Origin of the sequence: Bacillus cereus group sp. MYBKT14-1 (genome assembly GCF_051915185.1) — a bacterium.
Classification (GTDB): Bacteria; Bacillota; Bacilli; order Bacillales; family Bacillaceae_G; genus Bacillus_A; species Bacillus_A cereus.
In genome coordinates, this window is the sequence record NZ_JBQAEF010000001.1 from 481,479 (window position 1) to 506,203 (window position 24,725).

A 24,725-nucleotide genomic window follows, 5' to 3' on the forward strand; every position below is an offset into this window, starting at 1 on the left:
AAGGAAGTTCTTATGAGCGGTAAACTTTTCACTTGAAACAATTGGAAAGTTTACCGCCCGTTAGAACGGGATAAGTATCTAGTATATTTGAAAATCCTACACCCCCCTCAATTGTAGTTTTCTTTATGCTAGTTATGATATGGATGCAGTGGACAATATTTGTCTACTGCTTTTTTTAGTTATTTGGAATGAATATTGTGTATTTTATCGTTGGTTCATTTATCCCGCTATTTTCCAGGCAGTAAGACTCTTGCCTAAAAATTCAGTTAAAGCAAAGAAGTTAGACGGGAGATCCACTGCCCGTAAACGTCCGATTGGTAAAGGCTAATAATCAGTGGGGTGAACAAAATTCCCCACTGATTAAAGTTTCACTTTATAATAAATAGTAACATACCGTATACATACAAAACATGATCGTGAAATGAAGAATAAATTAGTGGAAAGGAGTGCCAGCATGTTTCATACAGAACGTTTACAAATTCGCAAATATACAATGGATGATTTACAGTTCTACGTTTCACTGTGGGGGAACGAGAAGGTAATGCGTTATATTGGAAATGGGACGTTAAAAACATATATGCAGTGTAAAAAAAGTCTGGAGGAATGGGTGATTCCTAGCTATAAAAACGGTCTCGGTTTATTTGTATTGATTGAAAAGGAAACGGGAACAAGAATTGGTCATGCAGGGCTGGTAAAGCAGAAGATAGATGGAAAAGAGGAAATTGAAATTGGTTATTGGTTACTTCCTCAGTATTGGGGAAAAGGGTATGCAAAAGAAGCGGCGGCAGCATTTCGTGACTATGGTTTCCAAGCATTACGAATGAATAAATTAATTTCTCTTATTAATCCGAATCATCCCGCCTCAATATTTGTTGCTAGAAAAACTGGGCTCAGCTATGAGAAAACAACGTCATTTCATGGAATCGATGTTCTAGTTTATTCTATTAAGCGTGTTGGATGAAAAAATTACTTTTTTAAAGGTAAATTGCATTTTTTGAAGAATGGTATATGAAAATAAAGGGAGGGGTTACATGTACATTTATCATAATGGACTTATTATTCGTGAGGGAACGAGTAGCGTACCAGCATATGCAATTAAAGCTTTGTTTGAAGATGCTGGTTGGAGTAATGATAATATCCCTTCTTGGCAAATTGAAAAATTTACGATAGCATTTGAAAATTCAACATGGGCTTTCACAATTTGGGATGAGGAAGAGATGATTGCGATGGTTAGAGTCATTTCTGATGGAATTATGATTGCGAACATAGTAAATTTAGTTGTGAAGTGTGAATATAGAGGGAAGGGATTAGGTAAGAAGCTTGTAGCTCTTTGCCTGCAAAAACTTCCCCACGGTGATTGGTTTGCGCATACATCAGCGAACAATTTTGATTTTTATAGAAGCTGTGGATTTGAAGTTAGAGAGCTATCGAGAAATGGAACATGTGCGTATTATGGATATCAAGTCGCAAAAAGAGATGGTCACCGATAAATGAATGGAAAGTAAAAAAGTATAGCGAGGTAATTTTGAGACTTTTGATAATAGAGAATGGATTGAGGCTCGTTTTATGATAAAATAAAAGAAAATTCTGTTTATTATTAGGGGGATAAAAATGAGTGTAAAAGCTGGGGATGTATTTAAATATGAAAGAAGATTTACTGAGGAAGAAGTTTTTGAATTTGCAAATATTACCGGTGATAAAGGTAGACACCATGTGGAATACGATGAAAATGGAAGATTAATGGTTCATGGTTTATTGACTGCTAGCATTGGGACGAAAGTGGGAGAAGAGTTACATTACATAGCAAGAGAATTAGTAAGTGAGTTTATTAGACCAGTTTTCACAGGAGATACGATCACTTGTGAACTAACTTTAACAAATGTTGAGCAAATGGAAGGCTATAAAAAAGTTTCAATCGAGTCAGTTTATCGCAATCAGCATGAAAAGACTGTACTAGTTGGGACAAGTTATGGAATTATAAGGGGATAAAAAAGAAGCCTGTTTAACAGGCTTCTTTTTTATTATTTAGTAAACACGTTTTCGATTTTCTGCATAACTAGAGATGAGTAATAATGCAGTTTCTTCTCCTATATTACGAACAATATGAGGAACGCATGCATTCCATGAGAAAGAATCACCTTCTTCTACAATTGCAATATCTTCACCGTGCTGAACTTCTAATTTTCCGCGTAATACAAGGTGACATTCTTCCCCTTCATGGGCATTTGGTGAATTTTCTTTCGGGAATCCAGTAGGGATTTCTACTAAAGATAGGCGAAGGCCCCCTTGCTCCGCAACATGTTCAATTCTTTGCTCATCTTTGCCGTATACACTGTATTTCCGTTCTTCTTTTTTGACAATTTTTAATCGATCTTTTTGCTCTAACAATAAATAGGGAAGGGGAACGTTTAAAAAATTGGAGATCGTTTCTAAAGTTGAGATAGATGGTGATGTTTTATTATTTTCAACCTGACTCATAAATCCTTTAGAAAGACCTGTTCCCTCACAAATTTGTGCGATTGTTATGCCCCTACGTTGACGAATTTCACGTATTGCAGAACCAATATTCATAAAATCAAGCTCCTTTTTGTAAACAACTATTTGTATCATAGCAAAAAAAATATATTTTTTCCCAGTGAAAATGAATTGACGAATAAAAAAAATTAGTGTATGTTTTGTAATGTAAATAAAAGTTTTGTATAAGAAAACTATAAAGGAGAGAAAGAAATGAATCAACATATTGGTAACTTAATTATTCGTATCGTGTTAGGGGTAACATTCTTCATGCACGGTTTAACAAAATTCCAATCAGGAATTGACAATATTGCAGGGTGGTTTACAAGCATTGGTTTACCAGGAGGACTTGCATACGGTGTAGCAACATTTGAATTAGTTGGAGGCCTATTATTAATTCTAGGTTTAGGTGTAAGATATATTGGATTATTATTTGCGCTTGTTATGGTTGGAGCAATCGTAAAAGTGAAATGGTCAGCTGGTTTATTGGGAGATGGAAAAAATCCTGGTTTCGAATTAGAACTTGCATTATTAGCAATGGGTGCATATTTATTTGTTGCAAAAGCTGATGGTTTTGTAGATAATTTCTTAAAAGAAAAAATGTCAAAGAAGAACTAATTTAAATGGGGGGGCTAACAAGATGAGTTTTCAACTTCATCCCGATACAACACTTGATGTTGTTCATTTATACGTATCTAATGTAAAGAAATCACTAGAGTTTTATACGGAAGTACTAAGTATGAAGGTGCTAAAAGAAGAAGAAGCAGTCGTTACATTTGGGAATGAAAATGATGAACCACTTCTTATCATTGAAGAAAAGAAAGAAGCTTTTCCGAAACAAAGAGGAAGAACAGGGTTATATCATTACGCAATTTTATTACCAAGTAGGCAGGATTTAGCGAATGTTCTTCGTCATCTTGTAGAGATGGTATATCCACTACATGGCGGAGCCGATCATTACTTTAGTGAAGCTCTTTATTTAGCTGATCCAGATGGAAACGGGATTGAAATTTATCATGATCGACAAAAAGAAGTTTGGCGTGATGAGAATGGAGAACTCCCATTTGTTAGTAACCCGTTAGCTGGTGAAGAATTATTACAGCAAGGAAGTACATGGAATGGATTTCCAGCTGGTACTGTGATGGGGCATATTCATTTCCATGTAGCTGATTTAGAGGAAGCGAAACGTTTCTATGTTGATGGTCTTGGTTTTGAAGTAACGATCCCAGCTCGTAATGGAGCGTTGTTCGTATCAGCAGGTGGTTATCATCACCATATCGGTTTAAATACGTGGCAAGGTGAAGGGGTACCACCGCAAATGCCAGGTTCTGTTGGTTTAAAATATTTCACAATTGTACTAGCGGATGAAAAACAAAAAGAGCAAGTATGTGAAAGCTTAAAAAATATTGGCAAGATTGCTACGTACAAAGATGGAATATTACAAGTCGAGGATCCATTTGGACATTGTATCCATTTCAAAATAAAAGGAGAAGCCTAAAAAGGCTTCTCTTTTTTATTTTCTTATAATTGCGTTTTCGTTTTGTAAAAATAGTTCATCAAATTGTTTTGCAAGCTCAAAATCTAGTTTCGTTAAACCTTTTGCATTCCAAGATGACAAAGTAATAATAACTGCTTTATACTGGATAAGGATAAATGGATGGTGATTATGTTCTTCTGATAGTTTGGCGGCTTCAGAGACAAATTCGACTCCTTTTAAGTAGTCGGAAAACATATATTTTCGTTCAATCCATTTCTCATCTTTTACCATCCATTTATCTACCTTCAATAATTCCTCGTGAACTTCTTCTTCAGTTAATCTTAGCATCATTTTTCACATCCTTTACTGGAAGTAACGCAAGACCATTGTTAATAAGGCGTGTTACAGCTTCGTCAGTTGTGAAAGTAGAAAGTTGATGTAGTAATGCTGCAGATGTTTCATGCCCTTTGTTATGCTCTAAAAGTAACTCTAATACTTCAAGGCGCAGCAACCATTCTTTCGCATAAAATTTATTTAATACTTCTTGAATTGCTACTAATTGATCGATATGCGCTTCGTGTAAAATCCCCTCACTTCGAATATCTCGAACTGTTTGATACATACGTTCAAGTTCATTCAGTACAAGTGGAGCAGGAATTTCTTGAACTTCTTCATCCATTGGGAAAAATGCTGCTGCATCTGCGGCACCTGGGAATACTGAAGTGATTTGTGAGCCAACAGCCATATCAAATGCGCCCCATGAAGCATCAAATAAAACGCGGGCGTTATAAGTAACTGTGCAATCGATAAAGGAAATAAGAGCAATTTTCTTATCGTTTTTTACAATATCTGTTACTGTTCCTTTTACATGAATACCACTTGCAAAAGTAAACTCAGCGATAGTTCCAATTGTAATTCCTAATGATTGTAGTTGTTCGTCTGTACAATTTTCTAATGCAATATTTTCAGTGAGTAATCCAATTGGTGTTCCAAATCCGTCACTGTGTACAGAAGTAGAATGATTCGCTAACTGTTTATTATGAAGTGCTAATGCCGTTGGCGAATTTGTTCGCATGTAAATTAATTCACCTGCATCGTTTTCAATTGTCTCGCTAAATGTACCTGTAATTTGTAATCCGCTATTTAGCTCAGCTGTTGCATAGTTCTCAGAGCGAATTGCTTTTTCTAAACCTTCTTTTCCACCTGTTTTAAAGGCCATTGTTTTAGAAAATGTTTCAAGCGCATCTGTTAATTCTTCAAAGGACTTGCAAACGAATAGTTGTGGTTGCATTTTTGTTACGTCATAAGTTGTCCCTGTACATGCTTCGATAGAAAATGGAACTTTTTCTACAGCGTCTGTTAAGCAATGTTTGCTTTCGCCAACAGAAGAAAGGAGACCAGCACCATATATTTTTGGATCATCTATATTTCCAATCAATCCATATTCTACTGTCCACCAGAAAAGACGTGAAATTTGTTCAGCTTCTGATAAACCAGAAACTAAGTTTTGTTTTTCAATTACAGCATTTTCAGCAGCCTTAACTTCATCAGGAGTAGAAGTAGGGCTTTCTTTTACTATCGTTAATGTACGAACAGCTTCAAATGCATCATGTTCTTCTTTTGTAGAGAAAGCTTTTGCACCAATTTGCCCAAAACGTTTCACATATTTTGCATATGTAGGATCAAGTAAAATCGGTGCGTGTCCTGCGGCTTCGTGTACGATATCTGGCGCTGGTGTGTACTCGATATTTTCTACTTTCCGAATATCTGTTGCGATCGGTAGTAATCCGTGTCCTTGGAAATCGAAGAATGCTACGCCGGGAATAAGTCCGTCAATCGTTACAGCACCCCAGCCACTTGGTGCCAAACACTCATTCATTTCTTCTACTTTTGGAATTGAATCTATATTAATACCAGATGATTGTAGTCCGTTCACATAGGCTGGATGAGCAACGTCTTTTAAGAAGCTATGATTTTGTCTCATAATATAACGCCACACAGCGTGATTCACCGGTGTGTATTGATCATAATGTTGTGTGGATACGAATGGTTTTAAATGTGATGGAATTTCTGTTTTCTTTGTCATTTAGACATCCTCCTTTTTTTCAATAAAATTGAATATCGATTTCGTATAGCTTGTATCACCTCCTTTCATTTTTGTAAGCGCTTATAAAATTTTATCATAAGATTCGGAATTATTTAACATCTGTTTCTGTGAGAAATAGAAAAAGCCCCTATCGGAAAGTCCGATAGGGGCGAAAGAATCGCGGTACCACCCTATTTGTAAGTGAAAATATACTTACATCTCAATTAATGATAACGGAAAAATTCCGTCTTTTCCTTCATGCATAAAAGCACTACGAAAAAGAAGCTCCAGAATTGTAATTCATACTTATATATGTGCTAATTTCCACCGACCATTAGCTCTCTGTAACAGGGATATAAGATACTACTGCGATTCTTTCAACGCGTATATATGAAATTGTGTAAGAGGATGGACGCAAAAAAGTCCCTATCGGAAAATCCGATAGGGACGATAAAAATCGCGGTACCACCCTATTTGTAAACAACTAATTGTTTACCACTCACTTTACGATAACGGAAAGATCCGTCTTTCTCTTCATGCATAAAAAGCATTACGGGAAAGAAGCTCCAGAATTGTAATTCACGCTTGTATATGTACTGATTCGCACCAACCATCAGTTCTCTGAGACAGTGATATAAGTCGCTACTAGTATTCCTTCAAAGCCGATATATAATTCGTTCAACTAAACTATGTTTTGTATTATAAAACTATATTAAAAAAATTGTCAACAAAATTTTTTTATCCCGTGTTAATGAGCAGTAAAATTCCTACCTCAAAATTCGGTTGGAGTAAAGAAGTGAGAGGGGAGATTAACTGCCCGTAACTCCCGATTGGTGAAGGCTAATAATCAGTGGGGATGAACGAAATCTCCACTGATTAGAGTTTCACTTTATTTCACTTCTAAATTAACAGTTAAATTAGAGGTATTGCCAGCTGCATCAGTTGCTACAATGTGAATAGTATTTTTTCCTTCTTGTAATTGAGTACGATCGAAATAAATGTCATAGCTTTTCTCCCAAGGGTTCAGGAATGCCTGGTCCCATACACCATTTCCGTTAATTTCATATTGCATTCTCACTGGAATACCAGGTGCTATCCAACCAGATTCTGACATCCAATCTAGTAGAATATCATCAACTTTTCCTTTAATTACGAGATTTTCTTGGTCAACTTCGTATGTTAACTTAGGTGCAGTTCGATCAAGAAATACAGCAGCTGTTTGTTTTGTTTCTCCGCCAGAATTAGAAGCAACTGCTTCGATTTGATATAGCCCGTCAGCTAAAGGAGTGCCATCGGCTTTTGTACCATTCCATTTGAAAGGTTTGTATCCAGGAGTTGCATTTTTAGCTTGATGGATAATCCCTTGATACGTTACACGTTCTTTCGTAACTAAATTTGCATGCAATGTGACATCATCCACAGGCGCAACTAAATAGTAGTTGATGAGATTATCATCTAGTACGTGGTCGCCATTTGGGCTAAAAGTAGAATTAATAATTTCAAGTCCATCGATACGTTTATAATCTTTAGGATCGATACTAAATGTGAATGGAATTCGAATTTTTTCTTTTGCCCCTTGTTCTTTTACATATACATTTCCAGTATACACACCTTGTGGTAGTGAGCTATCTACATTGATAGTAAATGGTTTTTCGGTACTACTATTTGGTTGTATGCTAATCGATGAAGGGACAGAAGCTCTTACTTTTGTGTTTGTGTTTGCATCTAGTAATTCCACACGAGTTGAAAAACTTTTCTTTTTACTAGAAAGGTTTTGTAATGTAACATTTTGGGTCAGTTTTACTTTTCCGCTATTTGGCTTAATAAGACCAAAGCTGACATTGTTAGGTTTTACTAATACATTTGTTTGAGCTGCTTTCGGAATGTTAATTAAACCTGATCCTTGTGCCATAACAGGGTATGTATTTTCATTGACATCATGTAATGTTTTTGCATTGTTAGCAAGAGCCGCTTTCAATTGTTCTGTCGTCCAATCAGGATGCATTTGACGCAAGAGGGCAACCGCTCCAGCTACTTGCGGAGCAGCCATACTTGTTCCGTTATGCGATTCATAGCCGCCTCGCGGTACTGTACTAGTAATTTGTACTCCAGGTGCAACAACATCAGGCTTTATTAGCCAACTTCCTTGTGATGGTCCTCTTGAACTAAAGTTACCGATAAGTTCTGTTTGCTTTGGTTGTCCAATTTTTATATTTTTCTTTCGTTTTGTAATTAAAGTTTTTAATTCTTCCCCATTTGTATTTGATAATTGCATTACTGGGACAGCTAGATGTTCACGTGAAAAATATTCCGGCATCATATTAATTTCTTTTTCGCTAGAGATTAATAACACACCAAGTGCCCCAGCTTGCTTCGCTTGTTCTGCTTTTACTAATGTACTAGAAGTACCTTGTAAAATAAGTGCGAATTTCCCTTTCACATCTTGTTTTGCATAATCACTTGGATTGCCATAACCAACGTATACAAGAGGGGAATCATTTCCTATTGGAAAATCGGATTTTGATAACGGTAACCCTTGATATGTTTTGCTGGACCAGCTACTTGGAATGTTGGAAACGGGATAGAAACCGTAGATGCTCCAACAGAAATGACACTACTTGCGTTACCGGGAGCATCAACAGACCAAGGTTTTGGTCCGTCATTTCCATTTGAAACGACAGTAGTAACACCAAGTTTCGCTGCTCGTTCTAACGTTAATGTTACAGGCTGATCAGGTACATTTAAATCCTGCCCAAGGGAGAGGTTTAACACATCCGCACCATCTTGAATCGCTCGCTCAATCCCTTGGATAATATCATCTGTTGTACCAGTTCCACCGTCATTCATTACACGATAGGCTAGAATAGAAGCGTTTGGAGCAACGCCTTTAATTTTTCCGTTACCAGCAATAATTCCAGCTACATGAGTACCATGTACGTTACCATCCATTGGATCGCTATCTTCATCAACCGTGTCATATCCACCGATATAATTTGCCTTTAAGTCAGGGTGTGTATAGTCTACGCCAGAATCGATAATGGCTACTTTCATGCCTTTTCCATCAAGCGGTTTGCCAGATGGATCTTTTAAATTCCACGCTTCAGGTGCACCAATTGTCGGTCCACCGATATTTGGTGCTTCTTCGTTAGTAGTACTTTTTGATGTTTCATGCAATTTATATGTTAAGTTCGGATAGACTGCTTTTACTTCAGGTAAAGAGGCAAGAGAGGTAATTTGATCTCCAGGAATTGAAATAGAGAATCCGGAAAATAACGTATTATACACTTCTTTAATTTTTGCACCAGGTGCTTTTTCTTTTATTTTCTTAGTCGTATCTTCTTGTGCTTTTTTGAGCTCAGCATGATAAGACTGTGCATTACTATTTTGTAAATCTGGAGCATGCTGAATATTACTTTGAGCAGCGAGAGGTGCATGTTGTAATTCTACAATTACTGATATTTCTTTTGTTGTTTTCGTTTCAACATTTTGAGCGATTTTATGTTCTCCCCACTGTTCAATCGTTGTTTTTAATTGTGGACTAAATTGCTTCTCCTTTTGTAGTGATTCAGCATGAGCACTTAAAGCTCCAAAACTAGAAAAGACAAGCGCCATGCTTAATAGTGTAGATGTAGTTTTTTTCATTGATACTCCCCCTAATAAAAAGTGCTAATATTCAGAAAAAATCTTGCATTTTAGTTAGAAATTATACATATAAATGTTGGCTAAACTATACTTTCGACATAATTCATACCAATCCTCTATGGATTGGAAATTTCTTGGGAAATTTTTTCTGATTATGTCGAATCGATATTTTTCACATATTGTAGGGATAAAGTGAGGAATGCTATGAGGGAAATGGAGTGATGGTATGAAAAGGCTAATAGTAAGTAGTAGTGTAGTGTTGTTTATGTTTTTATGTTCTATCACTATTACTAGTGCAGAAAATAATAGTGTGAAAGTTGCTTTTATTCGTCATCATAATCTTTGGATTAAAGTTGATGGGAAAGAAATACAGATTACAAAAGGAGAGTACATAACAGGGCCGAAGTGGTCATATGATGGGGAGTGGCTAGCGTATGTAAAAGGGAAGAAACAAAGTATTCTTGAGTTATATCGGCTGAAAGATGGGAAGAAAGTTACGCCGTTTCACTCAGAAGCATCGAATTATCAATGGTCACCAACAGAAAATATAATTGCATTTATATTTACAGGTACATTACATACATTTGATGTAGAAAAAAAGAATACAGATTTTGAAAATGTATCGGCAGGTGTAGGAGATTATGCATGGTATCCTGATGGAAAGAAGTTTTTTGTATCCTCTGAAGCACACTTACTTCCAACAGGATGGACAGGGGCTCAGCTATATGAAGTGCAAAAAGATGCACATATGAATCCTCACAAAATGAAGCATTTGTATGCATTACCAAATGAACATGATGATTTCCTAGCATTAGTTGCAAGTGGCTTTCAGTGGTCGCCAGATCAAAAGTGGATTTCATTTTTAGCAGTACCGACAGCTTCATGGTCAGCTGATAGCAATACGCTTTGCTTAGTTCGAGCAGATGGTAGTCGGTTTGAAATAGTAGATCAAATGCTATTAAATACAGAATGGTTCAAATGGGCGCCATCAAAAAACATATTGGCTTATATTGAAGGAAGCGGGAGAGTTGCATTAGAGAATAAACATTTAAAAATAAAAGAACTGCCAGTACTCCAGCAGCAAACATTTACGCCGAAAGGATATGTGGATTGGGATTTTACATGGAAGAACGATAATGTAATTATCGTTTCACGAGCAAAAGAGGGAGGGTTTGAAACTCTGCCAGAAAAAAGGCCATTCCCATCTTTATATGAGATAAATAGCACAAGCGATAAACAATATCAAATTACAAAGTCATCTAATAAGCAAGGCGATTATCATCCAATTTTCATGAAGAAGAGCAATCAATTAATATGGATACGTTCAGATCGTAAGAAAGCTAATATATGGATAGCTCATAGTGATGGAAAACATGAAAAAAAGTGGATTGAAAATGTAGATATACCAGAGTGGTATTATGAGAAATGGAATTGGGAAAATGTTATCTCGGTGAAAGAAGAATAAAAAACTGCCTAAAAGATTGTTTTAGGCAGTTTTTTACTGTTATTTATGTGTTTTATTTGGCTTCTTTTTCGCTGGGTTTCCGTTCCCTTGACGTTTTCTATTTTGTTCATCTTTTGCTTGTTTTTCATGCAGTGTATCTAAAAAGTCATTCGAGTTACTCATTTTTCTATCGCTCCTTTCATCTTGTCCTAATTACTATAACCATTTAGGAGGATAATCATGAGATAAAAAGTTAAGCGCTTAATTTTCTTCGATAGTATATGTAAAAGATGCCATACGTAATAAATAGCATAAATAAAATTTGTAACTCTATATTTTCTTTTAAAATAGTTGCGATAGAAGACGGTAAGTAAGGTGATGTATTGTTTGTTTCTACACCTAACCATTTGTTTAAGAGGTTAATGGTACAAAACATAAAAACACCGGACCAGCTTGCAATAATTGCTTTCTGTTTAATTTTTGTTTCACGTTCATCATCTGTAATCCAAGGATTGGCAGTTTTATCACTGCTAAAAAATCCGTTTATATATCCCCATATAATCATGCCAATTAAGATGGTTACCCATTTCATATGTATGTTTCTCCTCTCTCTTGTAAAAAGTATTTTACATATACAATTGTAATGTTTTCCAATTTGTTGTGTCAAATATTTTTTACATATCAGTTTTGTATGTAGCAGGAATAAAGGATCAAATAGGGAAGAAATATGTAAGAGGATTCCATATTGAGAGGAGGATGGGTATGAAACTCGTCTTTGTTCGGCACGGTGAAGGAGAACATACAAGGGATTTGCCATCAAGTTTAAAAATGCTTCATCCGCCATTGACGGATGAAGGAAGGAATCAGGCTAAATTACTTCAATGCAATGTGCCATTACAAGAGGCGGATATATTAATTGCTAGTCCTACACTTAGAACTTTGCAAACGGCGACAATATGGAGTGCGAAAGTTGCTTGTCAAAAAATCGTTCATCCATATGTATCTCCGCGTATTTTTCCTTATCGAGAAGGAGCAAAAACATTACCATGTGACCACATAGTAGATCAGGGGGTAATAACAAATTTACTTCCGCATTTTTCGATAGAGAAAAGCTCAAATAATCAGTTATGGAAGGAAGGTATAAACACTATTTCAGAGAATAGTTTTCAGCAAATCGTAGATAAATTTCTTCTTTGGTGTTATGAACTGGGTGCGGAAAGAATTTGCATTGTATCTCACGATGGAACAATTACAGCATATAGGCAATATTTACAGAAAGTCGTTTTAACTAGATCAGCTTTTTTGAAAGAAACGGGCATATATGAAATGGATTTATCCCATAAAATTCTGATTGATAAGGGCTGATTATAGGATGGGGGTTGTATGTTGAATATTGCATTAGTAGTTGGTTTTAATTCGGATTTAGAGGCGCAATCAATCCGAGCATCTCTTGAATATTTTGGTGCAAGGGTTGTGACATATTGGATTGGTAGACCGAAAGATTTTGTAGAAGTTCTTTCTGGAAAGAACTTATTTAACGATATTAATTATATTATTTTTTGCTTTCATGGTGAAGAAGGGAAGTTTGTCATGGAAGAGTTAGGCGAAGAAGTATATGAACAAGATGAACCGAGAGGGTATTTTGGTACAGAAGAAATTTATAAATATGCAAAATTGCATAATACACATATTGTAAATAGCGGGTGCACGTTAGGGGAGCAAAATCTAGCAAAATCTTTTTTACATAGTGGTGCGAAATCATATATTGGATCGATTGATTATGTAGATGGAAATGCAGCACTTATGTTTACTATACGCTTATTTTATGGGGTTATTAACCATGGGAAAACGTTAGAAGAAGCCTTTCAAGAAGCGAGTTTAATTGATGAGGAGACACATACATTTCGATTCTATAATTAGTGTGAAACACGTTTATTCTATATTCGAATAAACGTGTTTCACATTTAACTCACATTTTTTTTACATTTTTTTCAATGAAAATGGTTATCACTTGTGGTATGATATGTTCAAGTTTTTACAGGTAATAAAAGTTACTATATAAACGTTAGCTTTTAATGTTTCATACGCATGTCACAGATTATTCATAATTAACATTTGAAAAATAAGTAACTAATGTTATTATATTATCTGTAACTAACTTAATTACAACTTTAGGAGGAAGATATGGTTATTCAATTTTTAAGAGAAAACAAAGCAGTTTCTTTTGCATTAGCAGTAATTCGAGTATATCTTGGTTACACATGGTTAATGGCTGGAATCGGTAAACTACAAGGAAAAGGATTCGATGCAACAGGTTATTTGCAAGGGGCAATTGAAAAATCTAAAGGTGCACAACCGGCTGTTCAATCTTGGTGGGCATCATTCTTACAAGAATTTGCAATTCCAAATGTAGATTTGTTTAATACACTTGTAACATGGGGAGAAATTTTAGTCGGAATTGGTTTAATTGTAGGCTGTTTAACAAAAACAGCGGTCTTTTTTGGTCTTGTAATGAACTTTTCCTATATGTTTAGTGGGTCAATTGGTGTGAACCCTGAGATGGTTATCTTATCTATGTTTGTTCTTGTTTCCGGTATGAACGCTGGGAAATTTGGAATGGATGGCTTCGTTATCCCGAAAGTATTAGGATCAAAAACTCCAAAACGCCAAAAGCAAGCTGCTTAATATATGAAAACGGGTATCTCATTTTGAGATACCCGTTTATGTTATTTTTCAACTTTAATCGGATTGTTCTTAAAGAAATCTTTTACATACCCGACAAATTCTTGTGGTTCTTGGCGAAATGGTGCATGATAACCTTTTTCAATAATATGTAAAGTGCTATTTTTTAAGAATTGATGATACGTTTCTCCTTCTTTCCAGGAAACGCTACTATCATTTCTGCCCCATATAATTAAAGTTGGCTGTTTTATTTCATTTGCATTAATTTTAAGACGTCTAGGCCATAATTTCATTTTATTATAATGCTCTTCATCATTACGTTTGAATTTCACTTTGCTTTCATCATAATCTGTAATAGAAGAAACGGCATTTAAATCAGTCGACAATTGTGGTTTTGGTGAGCCTTGTTTATTAATGAATGTATGAGGGCCACCTGTAGCATCAGTTAAAATAAGGTGAGTAACTGCTTCAGGATATAAATATGTTAAATTTAGAGAAATTTCTCCCCCCATGGAATGCCCCAGTATTGCGAATGAATCATACCCTAGTTTTTTCATTAATTTATAATACAAATTTGCATGAGTTGGAAAAGAATAATAAAAATCCATTGGCTTAGATGAGCGCCCGAATCCTAAAGCATCTACAGAAATAATTGTATGATCTTTTGCTAAATCGGAGTAAATCTTTTGAAAACCATCTGATGACCCTCCAAAGCCATGAATCATAAGTAAAGGTGGTTTTTCATTACCAATCTTTTTAAAGTAAATGGTTTGACCATCTATTTCTACCATTTTTTCCTCGGTAGCTAGTTTCGCTGTAATTGTATTTTTAACTTGTTTTACTTGTTCTACTGGCTTTTCTGCTGCACTACATCCTACTAATAGTGTAAGAGTAAGACAACCTACCATAAAATAGCTAAATCGCTTCAATTAGGTGTCTCCTTTCTAACATAACGCTGTATCTATCATAGCAAATAGCATATTACGATTTCCAGGAAGTTGGCTACCATTTTTTATCATAAGAGGTGAAAGGAGCGTTTCTTGGAAATTTTCTGTTTGAAGAAATTGACGAAATGTAAATTGTGAGTGTGGAACATCAATTCGTACTATACCATTCCAACATTCACATATCTTTTTTAATAATTGGATAGCATCTTCTTCTTGCTTGGCGATAAGTGGATTGATACATAATATATTGCCCTTTTGTATGCATAATGAAAAAGCTTCTATACAGTTATTTCTTTCAATTTTAAAAGAGTATACGGCCCTTGGTAATAGCAAAGAGTAAAGTAGAGAACGATTCATACCAGTTGCAATTTGATCCAGAGAAGTAAGAGATATAAGGTCTTCTTCTTGTACTTGTTGTAAGTGAGAAGGATACGTCTTAATAGTCTGCTTTTCAAAACGATGAATCGTTGTTGCTGTTTGAAATCCACATGATGTGTATAGAGGTTCGCCAGCTTTTGTCGCAATAAGTGCAATGGGTTGTTTTGGATGAATTTGTTCCAAGCAATGATTTAGCAACATGCGCCCTAATCCGCGTCCTTGAAAATTAGGGTGAACGATTAACATACCAATGGAAGCGAAGTTACTTGGAAAGGGAAATACTCCTCCAGTCGCAATGAGTTTGTTTTCATGAATGTAACCTACAAGTGTGCCGATAGAAAGATACATTTCGAATTGTTTTTTCATAAAAATTTCATCGTGTAACCATCCAACAGATTTGCAAAGATTAAGTAATTCAAAAATAAAAGACTCATTTAGCTTTACTATTTTCATAAAGGCTCACCGCATTTCTATTTATTTTCATAAAAATAGAGTCAAAATGTAAAAAAAGAGATTTACGTTAAATGAAATCCAACTTGTTTATATTTAAATTGTAAAGGGCGGGATGATTGATACAAAAAGACAAAGTTATACAAATTATAACTGATATTTACATAAGTTAACAAAAAATTTACATACAGCTAATTTTCTCTTAATAGTCTTCCATTAAATTTGATAGTGGGAAATGAATAACCTAATTAGGGGGACAAGACAGTGAAAAAGTTTGTGAAAAAAGCATGGCCATTTGCAGTTGTGGCATCATTAGCAGTTACTTCGGTAGCAACATGGAATTTTACTCGTTCTAGTGAGGTTAATGCAGATGAGAACGGAAGCAATGCAAAGATTAAAAATGTTATCGTATTAATTGGGGATGGTATGGGCCCTTCATATATGACGGCTCACCGTTATATGAAAGATAATCCAAAAACCTTTGAAATGGAATCTACAGAATTTGATAAGCATCTTGTAGGAACACAAAAAACATACCCAGAAGATGAACATGAAAATATTACAGACTCTGCATCGGCAGCAACAGCTATGTCAGCAGGGATTAAAACATATAATGCTGCAATTGCAGTTGATAATGATAAAGCGGAAGTGAAAACAGTTCTTGAGCAAGCGAAAGAAAAAGGGAAATCAACGGGACTCGTTGCAACTTCTGAAATTACACATGCAACACCAGCTGCTTTCGGTGCGCATGACATTAGCCGTAAAAATATGGACGCAATTGCAAATGATTATTTTGATGAGAAAATTAAAGGGAAGCATAAAGTAGATGTTATGCTTGGCGGCGGCGTAAAGAACTTTGTTAGAAAAGATCGTAATCTTACAGAAGAGTTCAAGAAATCTGGTTATAGCTATGTAACGGATCGAGATCAATTGTTAAATGATAAAAATGATCAAATTCTTGGTTTATTTGCACCAGGTGGATTAGATAAAATGATTGACCGTAATGAGAAAACACCTTCATTAGAAGAAATGACTAATGCAGCAATTGAGCGTTTGAACAAAAATAAAAATGGTTTCTTCTTAATGGTGGAAGGAAGTCAAATCGACTGGGCTGGACATGATAATGATATTGTTGGTGCAATGAGTGAAATGGAAGACTTCGAAAAAGCTTTCAAAGCAGCAATTGAGTTTGCGAAAAAAGATAAAAATACGTTAGTTGTTGCAACGGCAGATCACGCTACTGGTGGATTATCTTTAGGTGCCAATGGCGAGTATAACTTTAAAGTAGATCCAATTAAAGCTGCAAAGCGTACACCAGACTTTATGGCAAATGAGATTGCAAAAGGTGCAAATGTAGAAGAAACATTGAAAAAGTATATTGATTTACAATTAACTCCAGAAGAAATTCAAGCTGTAAATGATATAGCTCCTTCAAAAGATGTAACAAAGATTGATAATGCAATTGAAGATATTTTCAATAAGCGCTCGGTTACAGGCTGGACAACGGGTGGACATACAGGGGAAGATGTGAACGTATATGCATTTGGTCCAGGTAAATACTTGTTCTCTGGCGTTCAAGAGAATACAAATATAGCGAAACGTGTCTTTGATATTGTTGGCGGCGGCGATCCGAATAAAGGAAGACGCTAATTAAGAGCGAAAGTGAGGCGAAATGCCTCACTTTTCTTTTTAGGAGTTGGGAATATGAAAAAGTTATTTAGGAAATTAAGATTCCTTTTAGTATTTGTAGTATTACTAGTTGGATGTCAACAAGAAGAGAATAATGTAGAACAAAAATCTACTACTAAAAAAACTGAGGAAAAGGTACAAATAACAAAAGAAGAAGAGAGATCTATTCAAGATGTTATTCATACATTTGTGCGAACGACGAATGAAAAAAATCTTGCAGAACATATGGAGTTATTTTCAAAGAAGATGCCTAGTGCTGAAGACTTAAAAACACAAAAAGAAGCCGCATTTCAAAAGGGAAATAAGAAAATTGAATTGGAACATATAGATATGAAAGTTAGTAAAGTAGGGTATGTTATTGTTGAAACGAAAGAAAAGGAAGTAGACGACAGTATCACTCTTCAAAAGAAAGTACAGTATGCCCTTGGAAAAGAAGAGGATAAATGGAAGATTGAAGAGGTTCGAACAATAGAGAAAAAATAACGTGAAACTTTAATAAGTGTAGGAGTCGTACTTCCCAAAATGGTAGAAAAAAGGTTCTCATTGGCGAGAACCTTTTTTTATAGTGGTAGCATAATTTGATTTGAGCATGCCTCAATATCATCAATATCTTGACGGATTGTGGCCATTTTATTATCAAGATCTTCAGCTTTCATTGCTGCATCATGTAGTTCATCTTTTAAATACTCCGGTATTTTCCCTTCATATTTATAATAAAGTTTGTGTTCTAAACTTGCCCAAAAGTCCATTGCTAGTGTACGTAACTGAATTTCTGCAAATACATCTTTTGTACCAGAATTTAGTGATAAAGGGTATTTAATAATCATGTGTAAACTTTTATATCCGTTTCGTTTTGGATTAGCGATATAATCTTTTACTTCTATGACTTCCATATCTTCGCGTTTTTGAATGACTTCTTTCAAATGATAGATATCTTCTACGAAGCAACATGTAATACGAATACCAATAATATCTTGTAAATGTGTTTGGGCGTTTTCAACTGTTGGTAATAAGCTTTTGCGCTCTAGTTTTTTAATAATACTTTCAGGTTGTTTTAGTCTTGTTTTTATATGTTCAAACGGGTTGTAATCCTCTAGAAATTGAGCTTCCCGGTTCATAATTTCAAATTTAGTTTTTAACTCTTCTAAAGCAAATGTATATGGTAATACAAAAGCTTTCCAGTAGTTAACTGTTGATTGATTATATTCCATTTATATACACACCTTTTCCTATTTGCAAGTGAGGTCGTTATTATACTAAATACCAAATCATATAAGCGCAAGCAGCAAATGATGAGATCATAAAGCGATATTTAGTTTTCATACTTTCAACTCCTTTCGAGTAAGATTTTATATAAATAAACGTGATTGTTAATAAGTTCACTATGTACAGTTTCTATAGTAATAGATTCGTGTGAATTTCGTATGAACTAATTGTTTCAGCTTTTTGTCTTTTTTGCTGTTAATCATAATTATTATTCGGATTTAAAGTGTTTTTATTTGATTTATCTATTTGTATAAATTAATGTATATTTGAATTTATAGTTATTGAGGAGGATATATGGTGAACTTTGAAGAATTAGCAATTGCTAGACGTTCTGCAATGAAATTTATACAAGGTATAGAAATCCCTAATGAGGATTTTAAAAAAATATTTGAGTTAACTAAGCTTTCTCCATCTTGCTATAATTTGCAGCACACACATTATGTTGTAATTCGTGATCAAGAGCGAAAAGAAAGATTAAAAGAATTAGCTTTCGGTCAATATAAAGTATCGAGTGCATCAGCGGTAGTGCTCGTTTGTGGTGATAAAAAGGCATACCAAAATGTTGAAAATATTTACTTCGGTATGAAAGTTTTAAAAATGATTGATGAATGTGAATATGAAGATACAATTAGGCAAACGAAAGGTTTATATGAAGGAAAAGGAGAGCGTTTCATGGAGGATGAAGCGATTAGAAATGCTTCGTTAAGCGCGATGACTTTTATGTACGCAGCTAAATATTATGGCTATGATACATGTCCAATGATTGGTTTCGATGAAAAAGCAGTACAAAGTGAATTAAATATGCCGGAGCATATAGTACCTGTTTTAATGATTACGATAGGAAAAAGTGATATGACTAAAACTCGCCCACGAGGATATCGAAAGCCGATTAGTGAATTTGTTACATACGAATCGTTTTAATAAAGTGAAACTTTTAATTAGTGGGGGTCTTACTGCCCGTTAATGCGGGAGAAAATTGATTTAACTATAAAAACAAGGGGATTCTAAATGGAATCTTCTTGTTTTTGCAATTGACAAATAGAATGAAGTTTTATAATATATAAATCGTAATCATTACGTTTTAGTTGCAATCTTTGAAAGAAAGGAGAATTAAATATGCGTGTAAATATTACATTAGCTTGTACGGAGTGCGGCGATCGTAATTACATTTCTAAGAAAAATAAACGAAACAATCCAGAACGCATCGAACTAAAAAAATATTGTCCACGATTAAAGCGAGTAACGTTACATCGTGAGACGAAGTAAAAGACTAGAGATATCTCTAGTCTTTTTTTTATAGTTACTTGGTTTTTTTTCTATAATTACCTTAAAATGTAATAAAGGGAGCGGTATGATGAATCAAAAAGATAAAGAAAGAAAAGAGCGAGTGGCTCATATTATTAACATTCCAGATGAATATAGTCTTGTTGTAGATGATCAAGAAGGGGTTGATGACCCGTATCATCTATTATGGTGGGAGCATAAAGAGGATCAGGAGAGAACGATACAAATTACATTGAATAGACATACTGGTAATTTAATTGAATTTAGGATAGATGATGGAAATTATTTTTCGAGTGATAAGGAAGTTATAGAGGAGAATAGGGTAAGAGAGATTGCAAATGTATTTATAAAAAAACACGTGGAAGAAGGATTAGAGTTTTATACATATGTAACTATCCAGGATGATTGGCGTGGCTGGAAAGAAATAAATTATATGCAAGAAGTAAATGGATATCCATTACCGGATACAGGATGTGTGGTGCAAGTGCATCCTTCAGGGAATGTTGTGAATTTTCATTATAACGGACGAGAAAGCATAAAAGAAAAGCCGTTATGGCCAAGTGAGATTGTTGAGGAGAATATCGTTTTAGACAACTTAAAGGCTAAACAAGATATGAGGCTTGTATTTGTAGATTTAACACATTCTTTATGTAAATATGAAAATGGAGAAGAAGTAAAAGGGTACCACCTTGTGTATGTACCAGAACCTAGTCATGTATTTATTGATGCAAGTACAGGTAAAGATTTATTTGGACCAGATCATTATAAATTACCGCCAACAGTGGCTGTTAGAAAACAAAAAAGGGGTAGCCAACAAGATGATGTATTCGATTTGTTTGACTGGAATAAAGAAGGTTTTACAAAAGTAGATGAGACGGAAAATGATGATGAAATAAGGATGAAATTTGTTCCGAAAGAGGAATTACAAAAACAGAAAGAAGAAAAGAATCCGTATTTAATGAATGAATTCTTTAACAAGCATTTACCGATGTTGAAATATAATAATTTAGTTAGCGTTACAATTGATAAATTAACCAATGAATTAACTGGTTTTATAAAACTGACAGATGATAAAAAAGTAAAGCAAATACTGTCTAGAGAGGAATGTTTACAAAAAGCACTTCAATTTTTAGAACGAGTTATTCCAGATATCAAACAATATCTGCGTCTTTGGGAGGAACGTGAAGAAGCAGAAGATGGGATTGAAAGATTTATCTTTTCTGTATATATAAATGATATTCCGGCAGAGTATAACCAATTTATGATCAACATCAATGCAGAAAATGGTGCTGTTATGCACTACTCGGGGGAGTCTAGCAACTTTATAAAAAAATTACTTACATATGAAACAACACCAAAAGTAACAAAAGAAAAAGCGTTAGAAATATACAGAGAGGCTATCCGAGTTAAATTAGAATGGTTTGTAGATCATGATGCAGAGGAAACGAAATACAAACTACTGTACAAACAAACGACAGATGAAAAACATAAAGAACCTTTTGATTGTAGTCGGGAAATTCGTTATATTGATGCCCAAACTGGGAGAAAGATTTGGAGTAAGTAAAATAAAAAGAGTTATTTTTCAAAGAAAATAACTCTTTTTATTTTTATAATTTGCCTGTTCGCTTTTCAAAAGTAAATGTGATAGGAAGATTGGAATGAGAACTATCACTTTTAAATATTACTTTCCATTCTTTAGTATGGGCTTTAATTTCAAAATTAAGAAGATTCATCGCTCTACGTTTATCTATTTCTAAAAACATATTATGAATTTCTGGTTCTTGCTGTAAATTAAGAGCCTTTAGTGTGACTGTAAATGTGAAAAAATTCTGCCCTTCATATACTATTTTTGATATTTTTGTTTTTTGTGTATTTAACAGCACATAAAAACGGTCTGATGGAGTTAATTGTACAGAGTCATCAGTAATTTCATTCTCGCTATTATGAAGTTCAACTAAGAAAGATGTACTATGGGAAGAATCTTTTTTGCTTGTAATCTGTAATTCAGTAGGAATCATCGGTATTTCATAAAAGTCATTCCTTATTATGTTATTGTAATCCTCTGAAAATTTACGGACTTCTTTTGGAAAAGAGTCTTCTTGTGTACTTAAAAAAGTTTTATGTTGCTTTGGAATTTTTTTACTAAAATTTAATGTTTCTTTAAAGTAATAATTGGATCCAGTTAAAAATAAAAAACTACAAATTAATAAAAAAATTCGATACAGATTTTGAAAATGAAAGAACAATAATATACATGTAATAATTCCAATTACATAGAAAATAAAGATAAGTAGTTCTAGTTTTGAGTGAAAGGAGAAACCATAGTTATGAAAAAATTTTATTCCAGTTATAATTTGAGCTCCAAAAAACAAAGAAATCCCAAATTGAAAAAATAATAAATCAGGCCCTCTTTTAATAACAAAAGTAATGAACGAAATGAAAAGTAAAAATACTCCTAAATAAATTGTTACATTTAATAATCGATCTAATGTAAGCATGAATAATGTCCCCTTTAATAGCATATTCATATATAAATAACAATTTTATATAATTATAATATAACAATAAATTATTTTAAATGTTGGAAGTGTTGAGTTTTATAAATAAACTGTACAGACACAAACAACCTCACGCCCACATACACATAATAAAGACCACTATTTTGGCGGAGGTGAAAGGTTTGAGTCTATTCGCCGCAATTGGATATATGGTTCGAGAAGTGTTTGTCTTTGTTTCTTATGTGAAGAATAATGCGTTCCCGCAGCCGTTATCATCAGATGATGAGAGAAAGTACTTAGAGTTAATGGAGCAAGGTGATGCTCAAGCGAGAAATCTTTTAATTGAACATAATTTACGGCTTGTAGCTCATATCGTTAAAAAATTTGAGAACACAGGAGAAGATGCAGAAGATTTAATTTCAATTGGTACGATTGGGCTCATTAAAGCGATCGAGAGCTATTCTGCAGGAAAGGGAACGAAGCTTGCGACGTATGCAGCACGCTGTATTGAAAATGAAATTTTGATGCATTTACGTGTACTAAAGAAAACGAAAAAAGATGTTTCACTTCATGATCCGATCGGGCAAGATAAAGAGGGCAATGAAATATCGCTTATTGATATATTAAAATCAGAGTCTGAAGATGTAATTGATATGATTCAGCTTAGTATGGAGTTAGAAAAAATTAAAGAGTATATCGATATTTTAGACGAAAGAGAAAAAGAAGTGATTGTGAAACGTTTTGGACTTGGGCTAGATAAGGAGAAAACACAGCGGGAAATCGCTAAGGCGCTTGGTATTTCTAGAAGCTACGTATCACGGATTGAAAAGCGTGCTTTAATGAAAATGTTCCACGAGTTTGTCAGGGCAGAGAAAGAGAAAAAAGCGAAAGAGTAAAGTGTATTAGAAGCAGCCATATTTAAAATGGGCTGCTTTTCTTATTGTAAATAAGAAAAGAAAACGCGTTATGCTAAGAAGAAATACATGTTCACTGTTGAAAATGACGGATTCTATCTGTAATATTAGAAGGTGCTAAATAATTTAAGAATAATACCATACTTAGTTTTCTGTATATATAATAAGGCTGCTTTATATGATATGTGGGAATAAGAACCAATTTTACATATGATATAGAAAGAAAAGAAGGGAAAACTAAAGTTATAGACTGATTAGGGGGTTTCGCAATTTGCGACGTACATTATATCGACTTATGATAGAACTTACAAATGGTCGCTTTACTTCTTATATATTACGTAAATTTGCACAATCTCGTTTGAGCTCTATCATTATTCCATCGTATGCGAAAGTTTTTCAAATTAATCAAGATGAGATGGAAAAGGGTTTGAAGGAATATAGAACATTGCATGAATTATTTACGCGTAAGCTAAAAGAAGGAAAGCGTAGTATTGATACAGATGCATCGAGTATCGTTAGTCCTGTTGATGGTGTTTTTGCAGATCATGGTCCTATTGAGGATACAAAAACATTTTATATTAAAGGAAAGCGCTATTCAATTGTGGATATGCTAGGTAATGAAGAACGTGCAACGCGATATGCAGGCGGTACATATATGGTAATTTATTTGAGTCCAAGTCATTATCATCGCATTCATAGTCCGCTTTCTGGTTCTGTGACTGAAAGATTTGTACTCGGTAGAAAATCATATCCGGTAAATGCAGCTGGTATGGAATACGGGAAAGAACCACTGTCAAAAAATTATCGTTCTGTTACAGAAGTAAGCAGTGATGGCGAGCATATGGCTCTTGTAAAAGTAGGGGCCATGTTTGTTAATAGTATTGAGCTTTTACATGAGAGAGACACTGTTCAAAAAGGTGAAGAAATGGCATACTTTACATTTGGTTCAACAGTTGTGTTATTGTTTGAAAAAGATATGATAGAAGTAGTGCAGGAATTAAAGAGTGGACAAGAGCTTCGTCTTGGTGAAAAAATAGCTACTCGCTTAGCTCATAAATAAAGAAAAGCTTTTATAACCGTAAGTAAGAGTTATGGGCAAAGATACTTAATGATGAAATCCCCTAGATGGGAGTACTTGTTTATTCGAGAGCCATCGTAGGATGGCTCTTTTTACAGGGCATCCAATAAATTATCCTTTAACTGTTTAATTGGTAAGGGCTGATTAAACTTTCACTTTATATGTAATCAAGATGATTTGACAAGCTTGTCCTCTAATGAGCGTCTAATGATTTCTTGTTTTATAAGTAAAATGAAGTCGGGATTTAATTTTAGTTCTTTTGCTTTATAATAAGACTCAGTGAGTAACTCAGTGGATAACTGTTCCATATGTTTTGTTTTCAAGGTGAGTCACCTCCTAATAATATAAGGATTGATTCGTTGATGCATTTAATGTA

Annotated in this window: 26 protein-coding genes, 1 pseudogene and 2 other annotated features; of the genes and pseudogenes, 16 read left to right on the plus strand and 11 right to left on the minus strand. The window is 34.5% G+C overall.

Annotated elements, in window-relative coordinates; genetic code table 11:
• The first annotated feature begins 421 nt into the window (after window positions 1-421).
• From ACTFO4_RS02595 to ACTFO4_RS02605, 3 genes are all read left to right on the plus strand, one after another.
• Complete coding sequence (locus tag ACTFO4_RS02595; RefSeq protein WP_128809284.1) at window positions 422-961, plus strand: GNAT family N-acetyltransferase; 540 nt, start codon at window positions 422-424, stop codon at window positions 959-961.
• A gap of 70 nt (window positions 962-1,031) precedes the next feature.
• A complete protein-coding gene (locus ACTFO4_RS02600; protein WP_000276126.1) occupies window positions 1,032-1,490 on the plus strand; it encodes a GNAT family N-acetyltransferase in 459 nt (152 codons plus the stop codon).
• Window positions 1,491-1,611: 121 nt separating this feature from the next.
• On the plus strand, window positions 1,612-1,989 hold the full coding sequence (locus ACTFO4_RS02605) for a MaoC/PaaZ C-terminal domain-containing protein (protein WP_000111564.1): 378 nt from the start codon (window positions 1,612-1,614) through the stop codon (window positions 1,987-1,989).
• Window positions 1,990-2,025: 36 nt separating this feature from the next.
• Here ACTFO4_RS02605 and ACTFO4_RS02610 read toward each other — a convergent pair whose 3' ends face one another.
• On the minus strand, window positions 2,026-2,571 hold the full coding sequence (locus ACTFO4_RS02610; protein WP_001020693.1) for a helix-turn-helix domain-containing protein: 546 nt from the start codon (window positions 2,569-2,571) through the stop codon (window positions 2,026-2,028).
• 156 nt (window positions 2,572-2,727) lie between these two features.
• Between ACTFO4_RS02610 and ACTFO4_RS02615 the strand changes: the two genes are divergently transcribed.
• Together ACTFO4_RS02615 and ACTFO4_RS02620 are read left to right on the plus strand one after the other, a co-directional pair.
• A complete protein-coding gene (locus ACTFO4_RS02615) occupies window positions 2,728-3,132 on the plus strand; it encodes a DoxX family protein (RefSeq protein ID WP_001071553.1) in 405 nt (134 codons plus the stop codon).
• Window positions 3,133-3,154: 22 nt separating this feature from the next.
• Window positions 3,155-4,012 (plus strand): VOC family protein, encoded by an 858-nt coding sequence (locus tag ACTFO4_RS02620; protein ID WP_000009840.1) that lies wholly within the window; start codon window positions 3,155-3,157, stop codon window positions 4,010-4,012.
• A 15-nt stretch (window positions 4,013-4,027) separates the two neighbouring features.
• Here the strand turns inward: ACTFO4_RS02620 and ACTFO4_RS02625 are convergent, their stop codons facing one another.
• From ACTFO4_RS02625 to ACTFO4_RS02635, 3 genes and pseudogenes are all read right to left on the minus strand, one after another.
• Window positions 4,028-4,342: a 4a-hydroxytetrahydrobiopterin dehydratase gene (locus ACTFO4_RS02625; protein WP_000979538.1), complete on the minus strand. Its 315-nt coding sequence runs from the start codon at window positions 4,340-4,342 to the stop codon at window positions 4,028-4,030.
• On the minus strand, window positions 4,323-6,077 hold the full coding sequence (locus tag ACTFO4_RS02630) for an aromatic amino acid hydroxylase (protein ID WP_000163213.1): 1,755 nt from the start codon (window positions 6,075-6,077) through the stop codon (window positions 4,323-4,325). The genes ACTFO4_RS02625 and ACTFO4_RS02630 overlap by 20 nt, the downstream gene beginning before the upstream one ends.
• Before the next feature lie 162 nt (window positions 6,078-6,239).
• Window positions 6,240-6,467: a binding site (T-box leader), on the minus strand.
• Window positions 6,468-6,517: 50 nt separating this feature from the next.
• Window positions 6,518-6,746, minus strand: a binding site (T-box leader).
• A 220-nt stretch (window positions 6,747-6,966) separates the two neighbouring features.
• Window positions 6,967-9,719 (minus strand): annotated as a pseudogene (locus ACTFO4_RS02635) (S8 family peptidase).
• 226 nt (window positions 9,720-9,945) lie between these two features.
• Between ACTFO4_RS02635 and ACTFO4_RS02640 the strand changes: the two are divergent.
• Window positions 9,946-11,184, plus strand: coding sequence for a TolB family protein (locus ACTFO4_RS02640; protein WP_440013182.1), 1,239 nt, complete (start codon window positions 9,946-9,948; stop codon window positions 11,182-11,184).
• A gap of 39 nt (window positions 11,185-11,223) precedes the next feature.
• Here the strand turns inward: ACTFO4_RS02640 and ACTFO4_RS02645 are convergent, their stop codons facing one another.
• Both ACTFO4_RS02645 and ACTFO4_RS02650 read right to left on the minus strand, forming a co-directional pair.
• Window positions 11,224-11,346 carry a DUF4023 domain-containing protein gene (locus ACTFO4_RS02645; protein WP_000071861.1) on the minus strand — a complete coding sequence of 41 codons (123 nt, stop codon included), beginning with the start codon at window positions 11,344-11,346 and terminating at the stop codon, window positions 11,224-11,226.
• 70 nt (window positions 11,347-11,416) lie between these two features.
• Window positions 11,417-11,755 (minus strand): hypothetical protein, encoded by a 339-nt coding sequence (locus tag ACTFO4_RS02650; RefSeq protein ID WP_001973447.1) that lies wholly within the window; start codon window positions 11,753-11,755, stop codon window positions 11,417-11,419.
• Between the two features lie 170 nt (window positions 11,756-11,925).
• On the opposite strand from ACTFO4_RS02650, the gene ACTFO4_RS02655 reads away from it, so the two are divergent.
• From ACTFO4_RS02655 to ACTFO4_RS02665, 3 genes are all read left to right on the plus strand, one after another.
• Window positions 11,926-12,528: a histidine phosphatase family protein gene (locus ACTFO4_RS02655; RefSeq protein ID WP_440013181.1), complete on the plus strand. Its 603-nt coding sequence runs from the start codon at window positions 11,926-11,928 to the stop codon at window positions 12,526-12,528.
• Between the two features lie 18 nt (window positions 12,529-12,546).
• Complete coding sequence (locus ACTFO4_RS02660; protein ID WP_000931925.1) at window positions 12,547-13,083, plus strand: hypothetical protein; 537 nt, start codon at window positions 12,547-12,549, stop codon at window positions 13,081-13,083.
• Between the two features lie 264 nt (window positions 13,084-13,347).
• A complete protein-coding gene (locus tag ACTFO4_RS02665; RefSeq protein WP_000236592.1) occupies window positions 13,348-13,848 on the plus strand; it encodes a DoxX family protein in 501 nt (166 codons plus the stop codon).
• A 41-nt stretch (window positions 13,849-13,889) separates the two neighbouring features.
• Here the strand turns inward: ACTFO4_RS02665 and ACTFO4_RS02670 are convergent, their stop codons facing one another.
• Both ACTFO4_RS02670 and ACTFO4_RS02675 read right to left on the minus strand, forming a co-directional pair.
• Complete coding sequence (locus ACTFO4_RS02670; protein ID WP_440013179.1) at window positions 13,890-14,774, minus strand: alpha/beta fold hydrolase; 885 nt, start codon at window positions 14,772-14,774, stop codon at window positions 13,890-13,892.
• A gap of 15 nt (window positions 14,775-14,789) precedes the next feature.
• A complete protein-coding gene (locus tag ACTFO4_RS02675) occupies window positions 14,790-15,623 on the minus strand; it encodes a GNAT family N-acetyltransferase (protein WP_000706687.1) in 834 nt (277 codons plus the stop codon).
• Between the two features lie 261 nt (window positions 15,624-15,884).
• On the opposite strand from ACTFO4_RS02675, the gene ACTFO4_RS02680 reads away from it, so the two are divergent.
• Both ACTFO4_RS02680 and ACTFO4_RS02685 read left to right on the plus strand, forming a co-directional pair.
• Window positions 15,885-17,270: an alkaline phosphatase gene (locus tag ACTFO4_RS02680; protein WP_000714912.1), complete on the plus strand. Its 1,386-nt coding sequence runs from the start codon at window positions 15,885-15,887 to the stop codon at window positions 17,268-17,270.
• 54 nt (window positions 17,271-17,324) lie between these two features.
• Window positions 17,325-17,792 (plus strand): hypothetical protein, encoded by a 468-nt coding sequence (locus ACTFO4_RS02685; RefSeq protein WP_000732796.1) that lies wholly within the window; start codon window positions 17,325-17,327, stop codon window positions 17,790-17,792.
• Between the two features lie 77 nt (window positions 17,793-17,869).
• On the opposite strand, the gene ACTFO4_RS02690 is transcribed toward ACTFO4_RS02685, so the two are convergent.
• The gene (locus ACTFO4_RS02690) at window positions 17,870-18,520 is read right to left on the minus strand and encodes a GTP pyrophosphokinase (protein WP_000456230.1); all 651 of its coding nucleotides are present in this window, start codon (window positions 18,518-18,520) and stop codon (window positions 17,870-17,872) included.
• A gap of 349 nt (window positions 18,521-18,869) precedes the next feature.
• Between ACTFO4_RS02690 and ACTFO4_RS02695 the strand changes: the two genes are divergently transcribed.
• From ACTFO4_RS02695 to ACTFO4_RS02705, 3 genes are all read left to right on the plus strand, one after another.
• Window positions 18,870-19,496: a nitroreductase family protein gene (locus ACTFO4_RS02695; protein ID WP_000245983.1), complete on the plus strand. Its 627-nt coding sequence runs from the start codon at window positions 18,870-18,872 to the stop codon at window positions 19,494-19,496.
• Between the two features lie 195 nt (window positions 19,497-19,691).
• Entirely contained in the window at window positions 19,692-19,841 is a 150-nt protein-coding gene (gene rpmG, locus ACTFO4_RS02700; RefSeq protein WP_001265617.1) for a 50S ribosomal protein L33, read from the plus strand.
• Window positions 19,842-19,926: 85 nt separating this feature from the next.
• A complete protein-coding gene (locus ACTFO4_RS02705; protein ID WP_440013177.1) occupies window positions 19,927-21,423 on the plus strand; it encodes a YcdB/YcdC domain-containing protein in 1,497 nt (498 codons plus the stop codon).
• 43 nt (window positions 21,424-21,466) lie between these two features.
• On the opposite strand, the gene ACTFO4_RS02710 is transcribed toward ACTFO4_RS02705, so the two are convergent.
• Window positions 21,467-22,387: a hypothetical protein gene (locus ACTFO4_RS02710; RefSeq protein ID WP_004407978.1), complete on the minus strand. Its 921-nt coding sequence runs from the start codon at window positions 22,385-22,387 to the stop codon at window positions 21,467-21,469.
• 152 nt (window positions 22,388-22,539) lie between these two features.
• On the opposite strand from ACTFO4_RS02710, the gene sigK reads away from it, so the two are divergent.
• Window positions 22,540-23,253: an RNA polymerase sporulation sigma factor SigK gene (sigK, locus tag ACTFO4_RS02715; RefSeq protein ID WP_000051382.1), complete on the plus strand. Its 714-nt coding sequence runs from the start codon at window positions 22,540-22,542 to the stop codon at window positions 23,251-23,253.
• Window positions 23,254-23,542: 289 nt separating this feature from the next.
• Window positions 23,543-24,331, plus strand: a complete 789-nt coding sequence (locus tag ACTFO4_RS02720) for a phosphatidylserine decarboxylase (protein ID WP_017673520.1) — start codon at window positions 23,543-23,545, stop codon at window positions 24,329-24,331.
• A gap of 185 nt (window positions 24,332-24,516) precedes the next feature.
• Here the strand turns inward: ACTFO4_RS02720 and ACTFO4_RS02725 are convergent, their stop codons facing one another.
• Window positions 24,517-24,672, minus strand: coding sequence for a sporulation histidine kinase inhibitor Sda (locus ACTFO4_RS02725; RefSeq protein ID WP_000850094.1), 156 nt, complete (start codon window positions 24,670-24,672; stop codon window positions 24,517-24,519).
• Between the last annotated feature and the right edge of the window lie 53 nt (window positions 24,673-24,725).

Bases quoted from the DNA above. Each gene is read 5' to 3' on its own strand.
- ACTFO4_RS02640 (WP_440013182.1), top strand. From the start codon at position 9,946: ATGAAAAGGCTAATAGTAAGTAGTAGTGTAGTGTTGTTTATGTTTTTA.
- ACTFO4_RS02610 (WP_001020693.1), bottom strand. From the start codon at position 2,571: ATGAATATTGGTTCTGCAATACGTGAAATTCGTCAACGTAGGGGCATA.
- rpmG (WP_001265617.1), top strand. From the start codon at position 19,692: ATGCGTGTAAATATTACATTAGCTTGTACGGAGTGCGGCGATCGTAAT.
- ACTFO4_RS02685 (WP_000732796.1), top strand. From the start codon at position 17,325: ATGAAAAAGTTATTTAGGAAATTAAGATTCCTTTTAGTATTTGTAGTA.
- ACTFO4_RS02675 (WP_000706687.1), bottom strand. From the start codon at position 15,623: ATGAAAATAGTAAAGCTAAATGAGTCTTTTATTTTTGAATTACTTAAT.
- ACTFO4_RS02605 (WP_000111564.1), top strand. From the start codon at position 1,612: ATGAGTGTAAAAGCTGGGGATGTATTTAAATATGAAAGAAGATTTACT.
- ACTFO4_RS02650 (WP_001973447.1), bottom strand. From the start codon at position 11,755: ATGAAATGGGTAACCATCTTAATTGGCATGATTATATGGGGATATATA.
- ACTFO4_RS02630 (WP_000163213.1), bottom strand. From the start codon at position 6,077: ATGACAAAGAAAACAGAAATTCCATCACATTTAAAACCATTCGTATCC.
- ACTFO4_RS02660 (WP_000931925.1), top strand. From the start codon at position 12,547: ATGTTGAATATTGCATTAGTAGTTGGTTTTAATTCGGATTTAGAGGCG.
- ACTFO4_RS02595 (WP_128809284.1), top strand. From the start codon at position 422: ATGAAGAATAAATTAGTGGAAAGGAGTGCCAGCATGTTTCATACAGAA.
- ACTFO4_RS02645 (WP_000071861.1), bottom strand. From the start codon at position 11,346: ATGAGTAACTCGAATGACTTTTTAGATACACTGCATGAAAAACAAGCA.
- ACTFO4_RS02705 (WP_440013177.1), top strand. From the start codon at position 19,927: ATGATGAATCAAAAAGATAAAGAAAGAAAAGAGCGAGTGGCTCATATT.
- ACTFO4_RS02620 (WP_000009840.1), top strand. From the start codon at position 3,155: ATGAGTTTTCAACTTCATCCCGATACAACACTTGATGTTGTTCATTTA.
- ACTFO4_RS02600 (WP_000276126.1), top strand. From the start codon at position 1,032: ATGTACATTTATCATAATGGACTTATTATTCGTGAGGGAACGAGTAGC.
- ACTFO4_RS02655 (WP_440013181.1), top strand. From the start codon at position 11,926: ATGAAACTCGTCTTTGTTCGGCACGGTGAAGGAGAACATACAAGGGAT.
- ACTFO4_RS02665 (WP_000236592.1), top strand. From the start codon at position 13,348: ATGGTTATTCAATTTTTAAGAGAAAACAAAGCAGTTTCTTTTGCATTA.
- ACTFO4_RS02625 (WP_000979538.1), bottom strand. From the start codon at position 4,342: ATGATGCTAAGATTAACTGAAGAAGAAGTTCACGAGGAATTATTGAAG.
- ACTFO4_RS02615 (WP_001071553.1), top strand. From the start codon at position 2,728: ATGAATCAACATATTGGTAACTTAATTATTCGTATCGTGTTAGGGGTA.
- ACTFO4_RS02690 (WP_000456230.1), bottom strand. From the start codon at position 18,520: ATGGAATATAATCAATCAACAGTTAACTACTGGAAAGCTTTTGTATTA.
- ACTFO4_RS02695 (WP_000245983.1), top strand. From the start codon at position 18,870: ATGGTGAACTTTGAAGAATTAGCAATTGCTAGACGTTCTGCAATGAAA.
- ACTFO4_RS02710 (WP_004407978.1), bottom strand. From the start codon at position 22,387: ATGAATATGCTATTAAAGGGGACATTATTCATGCTTACATTAGATCGA.